The sequence below is a fragment of the Paraburkholderia sp. EG286A genome (genome assembly GCF_040965375.1).
Taxonomy (GTDB): Bacteria; Pseudomonadota; Gammaproteobacteria; order Burkholderiales; family Burkholderiaceae; genus Paraburkholderia.
This window is the reverse complement of the sequence record NZ_JBFRCB010000004.1, coordinates 786,859-802,113: the sequence shown is the minus strand read 5'-3', so window position 1 is coordinate 802,113 and position 15,255 is coordinate 786,859. Positions and strand designations below refer to the sequence as shown.

Here is a 15,255-nt window from a genome sequence, read left to right as displayed (position 1 = left end):
CACTTGCGCGCCGCTAGATCGAGACCGTCATGACCGCGCTCCCCGAACTGAATCCGTACCGCGCCGCCGGGCCGTTTCACGACGGCGAGCGCGAAGCCCAATTGCGCGCGGGCGTCGCCGACGTTGCGCTCGAAAACGGCTCGCGCGGCATCCGCGACTACATGCCGGACCAGCATCGCGCATTCTTCGCGATGCTGCCGTTCATGGTGTTCGGCGGCGTCGACGCAAACGGTCAGCCCTGGGCGACGCTGCGTGCGAACACGGCGGGCTTCGTGTCGACGCCGGACAGCCGCACGCTGCGCATCGACGGCGGCGCGCTGCCGGGCGATCCCCTCGAAGGGAGCTGGGTGCCGGGCGCGCGTATCGGCGGGCTCGGCATCCAGCCGCATACGCGGCGGCGCAACCGCGTGAACGGCGTAATCGAAGCGGTCGATGACGGCGTGGTGACGCTTGCCGTCGAGCAGAGTTTCGGCAACTGCGCGAAGTACATCAATGGACGTGAACCGGCATTCGTCGGCGATGCGCCGGCGCACGCCACGGTCGAACATGCGCAGGCACTCTCGGACGAAGATTGCGCGCTGATCGCGCGCGCCGACGTATTTTTCATCGCCACCGCCAATCTCGACGATGCAGCGGGAGCGGCGGGCGGCGCCGACGTGTCGCATCGCGGCGGCATGCCCGGCTTCGTGCGGATCGACGACGCGCGCACGCTGACCGCGCCCGACTTCAGCGGCAACAAGTTTTTCAACACGATCGGCAACCTGCTGCGCGATCCGCGCGCGGGGTTGCTGTTCGTCGACTTTGCGCGCGGCGATCTGTTGTATCTGGCGGTACGCGCCGAGGTGATCTGGGACGGCCCCGAAATCGCGCAATTCCCGCTGGCACAGCGGCTGGTGCGCTTTCATGTGGCAGAAGTGCGCCGCGTGCGGGAAGCGTTGCCGTTGCGGTGGTCGGCGGTCGACTATGCGCCGCAGTTCGCGCAGGCTTCGACGGAATCCTCGCCAGCCGCTGCACCGAAGAACGCCGACACGCGCCCGTGGCGCACGCTACGCGTCGCCGAGGTGCGCGACGAGTCTCCGACGATCCGCTCGTTCCATTTCGAAGCGGTGGACGGCGAACCACTCGCCCCGTTCGAAGCGGGACAGTACCTTCCGCTGCGCATCGCCATGCCTGGCTCGGACAAGCCGCTCATGCGCACCTATACGCTCTCCGCGGCGCACGATGCCGCGCATCCGGCGCGCTACCGGATCAGCGTGAAGCGCGACGGCGCGGCGTCGCGCTGGCTGCATGAACACGCACGCATCGGCGCGCTGATCGACACGCTGGCGCCGCGCGGCTCGTTCACGCTCGATGCACGCAGCCCGCGCGCGATCGTGCTGGCGGCGGCAGGCATTGGCATCACGCCGATGCTGGCGATGCTCGACGCGGCACTCACGCTCGAACCGCAACGCCGCATCCACGTGTTCCATGGGACGCGCGGCGAGCACGAAAGGCCGTTCGCAGCGGCGCTGCGGGAGATCGAACGCGCGCATCCGAACGTCTCAGTGCATCTGTACGACAGCGCCGCGCAGCACGACTCGCCCGATGAAGACCGGCTCGCGGGCCGCGTGAACATCGATGCGTTGCGTCGCTTCCTGCCGTTCGACGACTACGACTTCTATCTGTGCGGCCCCGAAGCGTTCATGCGCGATCTGTACCACGGGCTGCGCGCGCTGAATATTGCGGACGAGCGGATCCGCTTCGAGGCGTTCGGGCCATCGAGCCTGAAGCGTGCGCCTGATCACGCGCCCGTGGCGAGCGAGGCAACGACAGTCAGACCGGTGACCTTCGCCCGCACGGCGAAAACGGTGCAATGGCAGCCGCAGCAAGGCTCGCTGCTCGATACCGCCGAGCGCTGCGGCACCGACGCAGTGTCGAGCTGCCGCTCCGGCATGTGCGGAACCTGCGCCACGCGCGTGCTCGATGGCAGCGTGGAATACGACGAAGCGCCGGAGTTCGGCGTCGAGCCGGGGTACGCGCTGATCTGCGTCGGGCATCCGGCAGCGGGCGGCGTGACGCTGGATCTCTAGCCGCCATGCTCGCTGCACGCGCGACCAGCGTCAGCTCGGCGCGCGCAGAAAGCGCACGACTTCGTCGTTGAACCGCTTGGGAAACTCGATGTTGGAGCGGTGCACCGCCGGCAGCATCAGCAGCCGCGCGCCCGCAATCGCTTCCGCCATCTGCACGCTGTAGCTCGCCGCCGTGACCGTATCGTGCTCGCCCGCAATCACCAGCGTCGGCCGCACGATGCGCGCAAGCGACTCCCGCATATCCGCTTCTTGCACGGCGCCCTACGAACCCCCAAGCCCATGCCGGTTCGTCGTGACCGGTCGATCCGGTGCGGCGCATGCACGCCCAGCCATTGGCCGACAATTCCGCCCAGTGAGAGCCCGAGAAAATGAGGAGAACGCACCGATGATCTATTCAGGCAACACGCCAGCTGCGCCGGCGCATCAAGACGTTCTGGCCATCTTGCTGCGCAGCTGGCCAGCCGAAAGCCACAAGGCAGAGATCAGAAAGTAGACGGCGCCGACCGCTGCATAGCCCGCCACTTTTTCGATCGCAGAGGCCAGAGGCGCGCCGCCCTGCACGATGAAAAACACCCCTGCCAATGCCGATTGAGCACCGCTTAGTATCATCGCCCATTGCGCGCCGAAGCGTTTCCAGCGACGCACGGCGGTGCCGAGCTGAAGCAACCCTGCAAGGATGGCCCACACGCCAAACACGCCCAGCACCCCGTGCGCGCCCAGCTTCAACGCCACCATCACGGCGACCGTCGTCAAGATGCTGATGCCGACGTTGACGACCTGCGTACGGTTTTCCTCCGCCCCGCCGCTGCGCAGCATGTCGAGATAGTTGGCCACGGCATCCCACGCCGGATAGACGACGAGCAGCGCCGCGATTCTGGCCGGCGAATGCTGCCCGAGCGAGAATGCCAGTGCGACCCAGGCGACGGAAAACGCGGTCCGCACAAAGTAATACTGCTTGAGCCAGCTCGCTTCGCGAGTGAGCGTGATATCTGCGTGTCGATCAGCCATGGCAACTCCTGAACAGTTCGTGACAACGGTGCAAAGGATCGCACTCGCCTCGTTTTTGCGGCATCGGTCGAATGACCGACCCTCGCGGGGTCGAATGGCGTTGTGACGTATAGTGATCGAACGTCTGACGTGCGCCCTGCCTCCCATGCCGATGATCGACGACCAAGCTGGCCTTTTCCCGCTGCGCGTGTTCGATGCCGTGAAAGCACTCGCCTTCATCGGCGATCTGAGCATGGGCCAGCCCACCGATCATTCGCCGCGCACCGCATGGCTCGCGGCGCGCCTCGCGCAAGCCGCCCGGCTCGACGCGTCGACGATCGATACCGTGCGGGAGACGTCGCTGCTGCGCTGGTCGGGATGCACGGCAAACGCGGCGGGCTTCGCCGACGTTTTCGGCGACGACATCCAAAGCCGCGTCTCGATGCTAGACGGCCGCACAGACTGGGTCGCGCCACTCGAGTCGCGTGGCGGTGCCGCCGCGGTGCTCACGCCGCTCGCGCAGACCCACTGCGAAGTGGCGGGCGAAGTGGCGCGCATGCTGGGCCTCCCGCTCGAAACCGAAACGGCGTTGCGTCATATCTTCGAAATGTGGGACGGCAACGGTGTGCCCGCGCATCTTGCACGCGAAGCCGTGCCGATGCCGGTGTTCGTCGTCGCGCTTGCCGGAGATCTGGAGATTTTCAGCCGCACGTACGGTGTCGAGCAGGCGCTCGGTCTCATCGCGCAACGCGCCGACACGCGCTATCCACTGCGGCTCGTCGAGACCGCGCAGCGCAGTGCGCCCATTTGGCTCGCGGAACTGGAACATGCGTCACTCGCCGCGCTCGACGCTGCACTGACGACCTCGCCCATGCAGCAGGCAACGTCGGCGGAGTTGATCGCCGACGTCGTCGACCTCAAGCTGCCCTGGATGACCGGCTTCTCGCGCGCGGTCGCGGCAACGGCCGCCCGGTGCTGCGAACGTCTCACAACGGACAAGGCCGCGCACGAACGCGTCTATCGCGCAGGATTGATTCATGGGATCGGGCGGGCAGCGGTGCCCAACGGCATCTGGAATCTGAGCGCGCGTTTGCCCGCTAGCGCCTGGGAGAAGGTGCGCCTCGTGCCCTACTGGACGTCTCGCGCGGGCAGGCAGGCCGGCGCGCTCGGTGACGCCGCCGAACTCGCATCGTATGCGTATGAGCGGCTGGACGGCTCGGGTTATTTTCGCGGCGCGCGCGGCGAGGCCATGACGCTGGAGGCGCGCGTGCTGGCTGCTTCGGTGGCGTGGGTCGCGTTGCGCTCGGCGCGCCCGTGGCGAGCCGCGCTCTCCGACGACGCCGCCGCGCAACAGCTGCGCGACGAGGTCACGAGCGGCCGGCTGAGCGGCGAAGCGGTCGATGCGCTGCTGGCCGAAGGCGCAGTTGCCGTCAGGCGCCCGATGAACAGCACGCCGCAGCGCTCGCCGCTGACGCCGCGCGAAATCGACGTGCTGCGTGCCATCTCGCGCGGTGCGAGCAACAAGGAAGCCGCGCGAGAACTGGCGCTGAGTCCGAGCACAGTGCGCACGCACGTCGAAAGCGTGTTTCGCAAGTTCGAATGCTCCACCCGCGCGGCGGCGACACTCAAGGCATCGGCAATGGGCCTGCTTTAGCGATCATGCCGATGCGTTCCGGAAGAGAACGCCGCGCGTTGCCATGTCCGGTGGCAGCAACGCGTTGCGGCTAGTGCAGGTTAATGGTTTTTTTCCCCTGCTTTTTTGGTGGTCTCTCACGCTTCCCGGATTTTTAGGTGGTCTCTCACGCTTCCCGGATTTTTGGGTGGTCTCTCACGCTACCCCAACTTGTTTGATCTCCTCTGCTCCCCCGAATCAGGCATGACTCAGTCTATTTCTTGTCCCCCGGCTCTGGCCGCGAACCGATCCAGCAAACACTGCAGCCGACGCTCCTGAATGTGCAGGATCCCCGGTGTGGAACGGAGCTCGAGCACGCGGGAGTGCCAATAACTCGCACCGAAAATCGCCATCGCCTTGTCCGCGCTGATCGCGCTTTCGAGGTGAGCAATTGCCGTGTCGAGCGTGTGGACAGTGTAGGGACTCTGCGGCCGCCTTTCTGTCTCTGTCTTTATCTGAATCGTTTTCTCGCGCCCTGCCCGCTTGCCTCCCGCCTGGCTATCGCGCTCCTGCGCGAGCAGGGACTGCAGGCGCTGCTCATCGAGCGCGTCGTACCGGATGGAGTTGTCTCGCATCGCACGGTCTCCTCGTCGGCGATCGCTCACCAATTACCGTCGAGCATGTTCCGGCGCTCGCTGATGATGACCGTTGGGCCCGGATTGTCGTGATTAACCAGGGTCGCATCGGTGCACACGGTGCGGGCCGCTTTGGCGCCACGGCGGTGGCGTGCGACAGACTCCAGCAGGCTCAACGTGATGCAGAAACTCCGGTCGATCTGCTCGGTCCAGCACTTCTGGTCATAGGCGGCCAGCGCCTGCACGAAGACGTCGTAGATCTGGTCCGGAAAAGTCACGCCGCTCGACTCGATGCGGACCATGAGCGCCCTTGCCCGAAGCAGCTCGGCCAGGATCGTCGCGTCCGGCTGCGTGGCCGGTTCAGGCTCCGGCTTGCAAGGGCGTGCGCGGGTTTCGTCGTCCGACGCAAAGCGGAAAATATTCAGCAGGCTTTTGAAGTCGGGATGCGGCGTATGCATGATGGTGTCCCTCATCGTCCGAACTGCAGCGACTCCATCCTGCGCGTCCCGGGGCGCTGGCAAAACCGGCCATGGCGGGGGAAAAACGCCTCCAGAAGGCGGCCCCACAAGCGTCCCCCGCTATGGGGGGATCGCAACCTGCAGGATTACGGGTACAGTGGGGACGACTAGAGAGGCGCTCGATGGACAACCTGTATTTCCGGCACGTACTGCTCGTCGAAGACGAGGGCTTGACGCGTATCGCGATGAAGAGCCTGATCCTGACGTCGGAACCGACGCTCGACATCGACGAGGCCGGCTCGTACGACGCTGCTGTCGAACGGCTGCAGAACAAGGCTTACGACCTGGTCTTTCTCGACTACCAGATCGGGGACAATCACACCGGGCTTGATTTGCTGCGCTGGCTGCAGGAGAACGAGCGCGCGGCGCACGTGGTCATGCTGTCCGCGCAGGACGACCGCGAGACCGTGCTGGACTGCATCAAGAATGGCGCCGGCGGCTTCATCTCGAAGGCCAGCGAGGAAGGCGGTGCGGTGTTCCGGGAAGCCCTGCAGACGATCCTGAATGGACGGGTCTACCTGCCCAACAGCGTGCTCGGCAAGGGCGGCCATACCCCGCAGTCACCGGGTCCGAGCAAGGCCATTCCGATCGACTCGCTGAACCTTCCGCCGCGCCTCGCGCAAACCCTGGGCTTTGTCCTGCAGGGCATGTCGAACAAGGCCATCGCGCGCAAGATGAATATCTCGGAGAACACCGCGAAGGAGTACATCAGCGATCTGCTGAGCCGCTTCAACGTATCGCGGCGCACTTTCCTGATCGTCGAAATGGCACGCCGCGGCATCGAGATTCCCACCGTTGCGCACGCCCCGGCGGTCTAGGTCGCCCGGGCCGATGCCTCCGTCAATTCGAGCATGCGCGCAATCAGCAGGTCGGGAGCCAATGGCTTGCTGAGCACGCAGCGCTCGGGCAACACGCCCTGCGTGCTTGCCACGGCTTCCCCCGTCACCACGAGGCACGGCACGGGCCGCGCAACGTGCTCGCCCAGCAGACGGATGACGTCGTGCGCGGTCGAATTCTCCGGCAGCCGGTAGTCGCTGATCACGAGGTCCGGCACGCGCTCGATCGTCTGCAACAGTTCACCGAGTTCGGCTGCGGAGCGCACCGAATCGGACAGCACGCCCCAGCGTGCAAACAATGCCTCCATCGAGGCGCGCACCAGGCTGTCGTCCTCGACCAGCAGCACGTAGAGACCGCGCAGTGACGACGGTGACGGCGACGATGCCGCATCGGCGGGCGATAGCGCGGCATCCTCGTGCGCGAATGGGTCCGCCACCGGCATGCGCACCGAAAAGCGCGACCCGTGACCCTCGATCGACTTGAGTTCGAGACGATGGCCCTCGAGCAGGGACACCACCGCATTCACGATCGACAAACCGAGTCCGAGCCCTTTCTCGCGGTCCCGCTCCGGGTTGCCGAGCTGGACGAACGGCTGGAAGATCGCGTCCCAATGCTCCGACGCGATGCCGATGCCGTTATCGAGCACGTCGAGACGCACATAATTAGGCATACGGACCAAACCCACGAGCACCGTGGAGCGCCCCGCTTTCGCCGGATCCGAATATTTGATGCCGTTCGCAATGAGGTTGCTCAGCACGCGGGGAATCCAGTCGGCGTCGGTGCGCACCCATGCGGGCTTTTGCAGCGCCTTCGCATAACGCAGCACGACGCCGCGGCTCGCCGCGAACGACGCGAGCTGCTCGACCGCCTCCTCGGTCACGCGGCTCAGGTCGACGCTCGTATAGGTCGGGTTGACGTGCCCCGATTCGAGCTTCGACAGGTCGAGCACCGCGTTGAACAGACGCGCCGTCAATACCGACGCCTTGCGCGCTTCGCCGATCAGCTTGCCCGATGCTTCGATGTCGCGCGCTTCCAGCGCTTCGTCTGCCGCCGCGAGAAACAGGTTCAGCGCATGCATGGGCTGGCGCAGGTCGTGCGCGGCCGCGGCCAGAAAACGCGACTTCGCCCGGCTCGACTGTTCGGCGGCTTCGCGCTGCTGCTCGCGCAAGGCGATCAGGGCTTCCGACTTGGTCTGCTGGTCGCGCCGTGAGCGCTCGAGGTCATGATGCTTTTGCGCGAGTTCGGCGTTGGCGCTTTGCAGCGCGGCGTTGCTCTGCGCGAGTGCCTGCACGGCGACATAGCGGTCGCGCACATGCCGCTCGGCATTCACGTTGACGCTATGCCCCAGCACGGCGACGTTCAACAGATAGAACATGCCCGCGGCGAAGTTGTCCGGCTCGACCGCCTGGGTGACCAGTTGCGCCATCACGATCACGGCGATCACGCATGCGGTCAGCATGAGCGTCGCCTTGGCCCGCAGGCGCAGAAAGCCGAACAGATAAAAGAGAATTAAATAAAAGCCGACAAAAAAATGGGTGAAATTGAATGGGCGCGGGGCAAGGATCGTTTGCATCAACAGGCAAAAGCACATGAACGCCAGGCCCGACAGCAGGATCCAGTGTGCAACCTTGTCCCGATGAAATTCGAGCCTGAAGGCCAGCACGATGCCGACGGTCGCGCCGAGCGCACCGGCGCAACGGAACGCGAACACCTCCGGGAAGTACGGCCGGAACACCGGACTGGTCTGTGCAAGGCTGATTTCCCAAAAGCCGAAACACACCCAGATCAGGGTTCCGAGCACCAGCGCCGCACGGCGAAAGTCAGCGAAGCGCCGGCCATACTCCTCCGTAAATTCCCGTTCGACCTGCGGATCCTCGAAGCGGGCTGGCCAGCAAAGCATATCGACCAGCCACGCGCGAACCGCGCTGGGCGCATGCGAGCGTTTGAGGAATGCCGATTCCGTCGCCGATTGAAATCTGAATATGCTCATCGCATCTCGCCGGTATGCTCGCTGGCTAACGAAGCAGGAAGCACGTCTCGCGCTTAGGCATGCCAATCCATTCTAGCCGGTCACAGCCTGCCCCGCCCGCTTCCCCGCTGGAAGCGAGGATATCTTACGCCTGCGGACCAGAAGAGATGTCATATAACATGGTGTTCGGCGCGCGACGATCCGGTATCGCGGCGGCTCTCTCCAGGCATCCTTGATCCTTCGCACTCCGTTGCAATTACAACGAACTACGTCTATGCCGAGCCGAGGCATTCCCCACCGCGCAAGGTGGCTCACCTCCCCTCCCAATCCACGCATCAATCTATTTCCCATTTTGAGCAGCATTCATCATATGTTTCCTGCGCAACGAACGTAATGCCATGATTAAGCTGCAAAAATCGGCATACACGAGGCTGAACCCATCACACGAAAATGACGCTGGGATGGCCAATAAACTTTCAATTTCCTTTTTATTTAACGAAACTGAATCGGTGTTTTATCGCCATAAATGCGATCGTGTCATGTTTTCCCTCTAAGATCTGTCGCGACGTTTTCACGCAGCCTGGACTGGAGAACAGTATGGATCTGGCAAGAATCCGCCGCGATGCATTCGCGATGCCCATGCACAACCCCGCGTATCCGCGGCCGCCGTTTCGCTTCGTCAATCGCGAATATTTCATCATCACGTACGAGACCGATCCCGATGCGCTGCGCGCCATCGTGCCGGAGCCGCTCAAGCCGGAAAACAATCTCGTGCATTACGAATTCATCCGCATGCCCGACTCGTCGGGTTTCGGCGATTACACCGAAAGCGGTCAGGTGATTTCCGTACGCGATCCGCAAGGCCGCCTCGCGAATTACACGCATTCGATGTATCTCGACGACGAAGGTCCGATTGCCGGCGGCCGTGAAATCTGGGGCTTCCCGAAGAAACTCGCGCGCCCCGTGCTCGCCGTCGATGGCAACGACACGCTGCTTGGCACGCTCGATTACGGCACGCAGCGCATCGCGACCGGCACGATGGGCTACAAGCATCACGTGCTCAACAGCGAAGACGAGCGCCGCAAGCTCGCCGACACGCCCAACTATCTTCTCAAGATCATTCCGCATGTGGACGGCACTGCGCGCATCTGCGAACTCGTGCGCTTCTATCTGCGCGACGTGACGGTGCGCGGCGCATGGAGCGGCCCGGCCGCGATCGAGCTGCATCCGCACGCGCTCGCACCCGTCGCCGATCTGCCGGTGCGCCGCGTGGTGGGTGCACGCCACGTCATTGCGGACCTCACGCTCGATATCGGCGAAGTCGCCTTCGACTATCTCGCCGCGACATCGAGCCAGGACGCCGCCCTGGGCGAGCCCGAAGTCGAGCTTGCCTGATCTGCTTAACAATCGCTTTTAGTAAGGAATACATATGTCGTTGAAGGACAAGGTTGCAGTCATCACGGGCGCCGCGAGCGGCATTGGCGAACATTGCGCACGCACGTTCGCGAGCCAGGGTGCGGCGGTCGTGATCGCCGACCTCAATCTCGCGAACGCCGGCAAGGTGGCGGACAGCATCGTGGCCGCGGGCGGCAAGGCCCTCGCCGTGGCGATGGATGTCACCAACGAAGAAGCCGTGAATGCGGGGATCGACGAAGCGGCGAAAGCCTTCGGCGGGATCGACGTGCTCGTGTCGAACGCGGGCATCCAGATCATCAGCCCGGTGGACGAGTTCCCGTTTGCCGACTGGAAGAAGATGCTCGCGATCCATCTCGACGGCGCGTTTCTCACCACCAAGGCCGCGCTCAAGCATATGTACGGCAGCGGCAAGGGCGGCTCGATCGTCTACATGGGATCGGTGCACTCGCACGAGGCGTCGAAGCTCAAGGCGGCTTATGTCACGGCGAAGCACGGTTTGCTCGGCCTCGCCCGCGTCGTGGCGAAGGAAGGCGGTCCGCGCGGCGTGCGCGCCAACGTCGTGTGCCCGGGTTTCGTGCGTACGCCGCTCGTCGACAAGCAGATTCCCGAGCAGGCCAGGGCGCTCGGCATTTCGGAAGCCGACGTCGTCAAGAACGTGATGCTCAAGGACACCGTGGACGGCGAGTTCACCTCGCTCGACGACGTGGCCAACACGGTCGCGTTCCTCGCGGGCTTCGGGTCGCAGGCGTTGACGGGCCAGTCGGTGCTCGTCACGCACGGCTGGTCGATGCACTGAGCAATCAACGAACGAAGGGAGAACGTATGCGCAGCAGCAATCTAATCGCCCGCACGGAGCGCAAGCCGTTTGAGCTGCCGCGCTACGACGAAATCGCCCTTGTTTTGCAGGGCGGCGGCGCGCTCGGCTCTTATCAGGCCGGCGTGTTCGAAGGGCTCGCGCAGGCCGGCGTCGAACCGCATCGCATTGCGGGCGTGTCGATCGGCGCGCTCAACACGGCGATTATCGCGGGCAACGAGCCCGCTCGGCGCGTCGAAGCGCTGCGTGGTTTCTGGGAGTCGATCTGCCATCCGCTCGACTGGTTCGGCAACCTCGGCGCGCTCGCCATGCCGATCTTCAGCCAGCAGGAATTTTCGCGCCGTTGGGCCAGCATGTGGGCCGCGGGTCGCGCGCTCACCGAAGGCCAGCCGGGCTTTTTCGCGCCGCGACGCCCGCTGCCCGTCGCAGGCTGGCAGAAGGCGACTCCGAGTGCGGTGAGCTACTACGACACCGCCGCACTGAAGTCGACGCTGCAACGTTTCGCCGATTTCGACCGCATCAACGATGGCCCGATCCGCGTTTCCGTGGGCGCCGTGAACGTGCGCAGCGGCAATCTCGTCTATTTCGACAACGCCAAAATGCGGCTCGAGCCCGAGCACTTCATGGCATCGGGCGCGCTGCCGCCGGGCTTTCCGGCCGTGGAAATCGACGGCGAGTATTACTGGGACGGCGGCCTCGTGTCGAACACGCCGCTCACGGAGGTGCTGCGTGACGCGGACCACAAGGACACGCTCGTATTCCAGGTCGATCTATGGAGCGCGAGCGGCAACGTGCCCGCCGATTTTCTGGACGTGGCCGAACGCGCCAAGGACATTCAATATTCGAGCCGCACGCGCGCCATCACCAACATGCTTGCCGATCGGCAAAAGCACGCGCGCTTCATCAAGGAACTCCTCGAACACGTGCCCGCCGAGGCGCGCCGCAGCGATCCCCTCTTCCAGCTCGCCGAGCAGGTGGCCGATGGGTCGTCGATCAACGTGGTCCATCTGATCTACAAGAACAAGCCTTACGAAGGGCATTACAAGGACTACGAATTCAGCGCCGACACCATGCAAGAGCACTGGTCGAGCGGCGTCGAAGACATTCGCGCGTCGTTCGCGCAACCGGACTGGTTCGCGATCCCGAGCCGCGAGCAAGGCTTCGTCACGCACGACATCCATCGGCGCGCGGGCGAAGTGCCCGAGTCGGATCGCGCCGAGCTGAGCGCGGGCGCCTCGGGACAGGTGGATTTGACTCGCAAGGTCGCGTAGGCGCAGCGCAAGAGCCGACCCGGCGTCGGGCCCGCGCCTGAGGGTTTTCCTTGACGCCGGCCCGGCAACATCGCCAATGGTTGACCGACGGAGGACGTGCTAGGCTCCCTTCAAACAACTCCGGAGACAGCGATGCCGTTCATCTGCGAAAACGTTGAATGTCGTGCCGTACTGGCTCGCGGTCAGGTCAGAGCCAGTCACGAGGACGACGGGTGGTGTTTCTACTGCCCGGACTGCAAGACCCGGAACGAGTTGCAGGATGTCGGCATACCCGGCGGTCCTGCCGAGTTGGTTCAGCCAGAACGATCCGGCCCTCCGCACAGGATCATTGCGACGGCTCGCCCCCTCGAGGACGGCGGGTACGCCGCGCAATTACGCGTGCAGAGGGCGCTCGCGATAAAAGGCACTTACGCGGTCGAGGAGCGCTGGGAGCAGCTCGGCGTGTTCCCGAACGCGCAAGAGGCCGTAGCGCATGCGAATTCTTTCGCGACCGAACTGCTGAAGGCCTGATCGCGGGCGGCCCGCCCGATCGATTACCCGGACCGAAAGCCTCAACGCGAAGCCATCGTGCCCACCGGACCGGCTTTCGGCACGACCACGTCGTCCTCCGCTTCGAGCGGCGCCTGCAGATCCCGTTCGTCCAGTTCCCACACCACCAGTTTGGGCGGCGTCTGGGCGTACGCCGCGCTCGCGAAATACGCGCGCGCCGAGCCGCCGAACTTGCCGCCTTCGCGCGCAAAATTCCCCACGCCCTGGCCTGATGCCAGCGCCAGCTGCGGCACGAAATCGGAGGTCGTCGAATAGGAGGTGCCGATGACCGCGATACCCGGCAGATCGGCATCGCCGAACAGATCATCGGCCGACGCAGCCGCCTGGGCCACGTGAAGGTACGCCCGGCCAGTCACGATCTCCGCGCGCGGCTGCCAGGACACCGGCAACGCATCGAGGCCGGCCAGCCGCACGAGGTCACCGGGCCGCCGGGCGGGCGGCTTGTCGGCCACGCGGTAGCCAGGCTGGCTCGAACCCGGCGGCTCGTCCAGCGCCCGAATGCGCTGCGCCACCGCGCGCGCCGCAGCGCCCGCGCCGTCCTGGGTCCAGTGCGTGTCGGTCCGGAAAAACGCGTCGCCCGGCACGCCGCGCAGCGCCGGGCCCAGGTCCACCACGGGCACGCCAACGGCGGCGAGACGCGCTGTCCAGTCGCCCAGACGCGCACTCAGCGTTGCCGGCCGATACAGGCCGCATAGATGCTGCGGTTCGATGCGCGACTTGTCGGGCACCACGGCAACGAGCAACGCAATGCCGTGACGCGCCAGTTCGCGCTGCACGGCGGCGACCGTCGCGGCGCGCGCCGCGAGATGGCGCTCTGCGTCGGGGTACACGTTCAGTTCGTCGCGCAGAAACAGCCAGCCGGGACAGCCCTGCCGCACGCGCGGGCCCAGATCGCCCAGCGCCAGCCAGCCCAGCGCGCGCTGCATGCGCGCGGCGTCGGCAGCGATCGGCGTATCGGCCATACGGCCCGCGAATTCCTTCGACACCGTGCCGTCCAGCATGCCCGCACGCGTGACGGCGTGAGGCAACAGCGATGCCGTCGTCGCCGCGAACCGGAGATTGAAGAACAGGCCTGCGAACAGGAAGCCCATCAGCATGACGGCGACGATCTTGCCGGCGCGCGTAGCGGGTAGTTGCGGTAGCGGCTTGGGATCTTCCATGGCGTCAGAACTGGAAGTAAAGGAAAGGCACCGCGCCGCGCGCGACGATCAACCCGAACGACAGCAGAAAGCCCGCGAGCGGCCACACGGCCTGCCACAGCCGGCCCGGCGCCGTATCTGCCAGGCGCTCCCAGCGCGATTGCCAGACCGGCAGCAGCACACAGACGATGCCCAGCGCGGCGGCCAGCCCATGCACGGGGCGCAGCAGCACGATCGTGGCGTCGCTGAAGCCGATTCCGTTCAAGCCGAACTGGCCACGGTACATGGCGAGCGCCGCATGGAAACCCACCGCGCGGAACAGCGTCCACGCGAGCATGACGAAAACGAGCGTCAGCCCGTGCGATAGCCACAGCGGCACGGCGGGCATGCCAGCGCGCCGCCAGAGGCGCGCCACCGTCAGCGCCACGCCGTGGGCGATCCCCCACAGCAGGAAGTTCCAGCTATCGCCGCCGTGCCACAGGCCCGCGATGGCCATGGTCAGCAGCAGGTTGCGGCAGGTTTGCCACTCGCCGTCGCGGTTGCCGCCCAGCGGGATGTACAGGTAATCGCGAATCCAGCTCGACAGCGACAGGTGCCAGCGGCGCCAGAAGTCCTGAATGCTGCTGGCGAGGTACGGATGGTCGAAGTTCTCGGGGAAGCGAAAGCCCAGCATCTGCCCCAGCCCGATGGCCATGGCGCTATAGCCCGCGAAATCGAAGAACAGCTGCAGCGTGTAGAAGCCGCAACCGAGCCATGCGTCCGCCAGCGTGGGCGCATGCATTGCGAAGACCGCATCGACGATGGGCGACAGCGTGTCGGCCACCAGCACCTTCATGCTCATGCCCACCATGAGCCGCCGCGCGCCCGTCGCAAAAGCGTCCCAGTCGACCGTGCGCGACACCAGCTCGCGCTTGACCCACGCATAGCGGATGATCGGCCCGGCGATCAGGTGTACGAACATTCCCTGATAGGCCCCATAGCGGATCACGCTGCGATCGGCCGGGACCGTGCCGCGCTGCACGTCGATCAGGTACGAAATGGATTGCAGCACGATGAAGGACAGCCCGATGGGCAACACGACATGCTGCCACGGAATCGGCCCCGCATGGCCTGCCGCCAGCACGTTGTCGAGGCTGTCGACCATGATGTTGGCGTACTTGTACCAGCACAGGATCGCGACGTTCACGACGATGAAGACCGCGAGCCAGCCGCCGCGCGCACGCGGGCTCGGCGCCCGGTCGATGACCACGCCGCCGAACCAGCCGCAGAAGGTCAGCGCGATGAACAGCAGCAGAAAGACCGGGCTCCACCAGGCATAGAAGAACCAGCTGCAAAAGAGCAGCACGCCGTTGCGCCAGCGGGCCGGCGACACGACGTAGATCGCCAGGAAGGCCGGCAGAAACAGCGTCAGGAATTCGAGGGACGCGAAAACCATGCGA

The 15,255-nt window shown here is 65.1% G+C and carries 14 protein-coding genes; 7 read left to right on the top strand and 7 right to left on the bottom strand.

Annotated features, from left to right (window positions below; all coding sequences use genetic code 11):
• Window positions 1–29 precede the first annotated feature (29 nt).
• A complete protein-coding gene (locus tag AB4Y35_RS22530; RefSeq protein ID WP_368705987.1) occupies window positions 30–2,069 on the top strand; it encodes a pyridoxamine 5'-phosphate oxidase family protein in 2,040 nt (679 codons plus the stop codon).
• 30 nt (window positions 2,070–2,099) lie between these two features.
• Here the strand turns inward: AB4Y35_RS22530 and AB4Y35_RS22525 are convergent, their stop codons facing one another.
• Window positions 2,100–2,309 carry an alpha/beta fold hydrolase gene (locus AB4Y35_RS22525; protein WP_368705986.1) on the bottom strand — a complete coding sequence of 70 codons (210 nt, stop codon included), beginning with the start codon at window positions 2,307–2,309 and terminating at the stop codon, window positions 2,100–2,102.
• A 183-nt stretch (window positions 2,310–2,492) separates the two neighbouring features.
• Window positions 2,493–3,077 (bottom strand): DUF308 domain-containing protein, encoded by a 585-nt coding sequence (locus tag AB4Y35_RS22520; RefSeq protein ID WP_368705985.1) that lies wholly within the window; start codon window positions 3,075–3,077, stop codon window positions 2,493–2,495.
• Between the two features lie 151 nt (window positions 3,078–3,228).
• On the opposite strand from AB4Y35_RS22520, the gene AB4Y35_RS22515 reads away from it, so the two are divergent.
• Entirely contained in the window at window positions 3,229–4,710 is a 1,482-nt protein-coding gene (locus AB4Y35_RS22515; RefSeq protein ID WP_368705984.1) for an HD domain-containing phosphohydrolase, read from the top strand.
• A gap of 227 nt (window positions 4,711–4,937) precedes the next feature.
• Here AB4Y35_RS22515 and AB4Y35_RS22510 read toward each other — a convergent pair whose 3' ends face one another.
• Entirely contained in the window at window positions 4,938–5,303 is a 366-nt protein-coding gene (locus tag AB4Y35_RS22510; RefSeq protein WP_368705983.1) for a hypothetical protein, read from the bottom strand.
• A gap of 26 nt (window positions 5,304–5,329) precedes the next feature.
• The gene (locus AB4Y35_RS22505; RefSeq protein ID WP_368694851.1) at window positions 5,330–5,761 is read right to left on the bottom strand and encodes a hypothetical protein; all 432 of its coding nucleotides are present in this window, start codon (window positions 5,759–5,761) and stop codon (window positions 5,330–5,332) included.
• A gap of 182 nt (window positions 5,762–5,943) precedes the next feature.
• Between AB4Y35_RS22505 and AB4Y35_RS22500 the strand changes: the two genes are divergently transcribed.
• Window positions 5,944–6,639, top strand: coding sequence for a response regulator transcription factor (locus tag AB4Y35_RS22500; protein WP_342921697.1), 696 nt, complete (start codon window positions 5,944–5,946; stop codon window positions 6,637–6,639).
• Here AB4Y35_RS22500 and AB4Y35_RS22495 read toward each other — a convergent pair.
• On the bottom strand, window positions 6,636–8,648 hold the full coding sequence (locus tag AB4Y35_RS22495) for a hybrid sensor histidine kinase/response regulator (RefSeq protein WP_368705982.1): 2,013 nt from the start codon (window positions 8,646–8,648) through the stop codon (window positions 6,636–6,638). The two genes, AB4Y35_RS22500 and AB4Y35_RS22495, sit on opposite strands and share 4 nt — an antisense overlap.
• Window positions 8,649–9,224: 576 nt before the next feature.
• Between AB4Y35_RS22495 and AB4Y35_RS22490 the strand changes: the two genes are divergently transcribed.
• The 4 genes from AB4Y35_RS22490 to AB4Y35_RS22475 all read left to right on the top strand — a co-directional run bounded on the left by AB4Y35_RS22490 (window position 9,225) and on the right by AB4Y35_RS22475 (window position 12,638).
• Window positions 9,225–10,022, top strand: a complete 798-nt coding sequence (locus AB4Y35_RS22490) for an acetoacetate decarboxylase (RefSeq protein WP_069262144.1) — start codon at window positions 9,225–9,227, stop codon at window positions 10,020–10,022.
• Between the two features lie 34 nt (window positions 10,023–10,056).
• Window positions 10,057–10,839 (top strand): 3-hydroxybutyrate dehydrogenase, encoded by a 783-nt coding sequence (locus tag AB4Y35_RS22485; RefSeq protein ID WP_028204627.1) that lies wholly within the window; start codon window positions 10,057–10,059, stop codon window positions 10,837–10,839.
• 26 nt (window positions 10,840–10,865) lie between these two features.
• Window positions 10,866–12,128 (top strand): DUF3734 domain-containing protein, encoded by a 1,263-nt coding sequence (locus AB4Y35_RS22480; RefSeq protein WP_368705981.1) that lies wholly within the window; start codon window positions 10,866–10,868, stop codon window positions 12,126–12,128.
• 132 nt (window positions 12,129–12,260) lie between these two features.
• Window positions 12,261–12,638, top strand: coding sequence for a hypothetical protein (locus tag AB4Y35_RS22475; RefSeq protein ID WP_368705980.1), 378 nt, complete (start codon window positions 12,261–12,263; stop codon window positions 12,636–12,638).
• 41 nt (window positions 12,639–12,679) lie between these two features.
• Here the strand turns inward: AB4Y35_RS22475 and AB4Y35_RS22470 are convergent, their stop codons facing one another.
• Both AB4Y35_RS22470 and AB4Y35_RS22465 read right to left on the bottom strand, forming a co-directional pair.
• On the bottom strand, window positions 12,680–13,837 hold the full coding sequence (locus AB4Y35_RS22470; protein WP_368705979.1) for a cell division protein FtsQ: 1,158 nt from the start codon (window positions 13,835–13,837) through the stop codon (window positions 12,680–12,682).
• 4 nt (window positions 13,838–13,841) lie between these two features.
• A complete protein-coding gene (locus tag AB4Y35_RS22465; protein ID WP_368705978.1) occupies window positions 13,842–15,251 on the bottom strand; it encodes an MBOAT family protein in 1,410 nt (469 codons plus the stop codon).
• Between the last annotated feature and the right edge of the window lie 4 nt (window positions 15,252–15,255).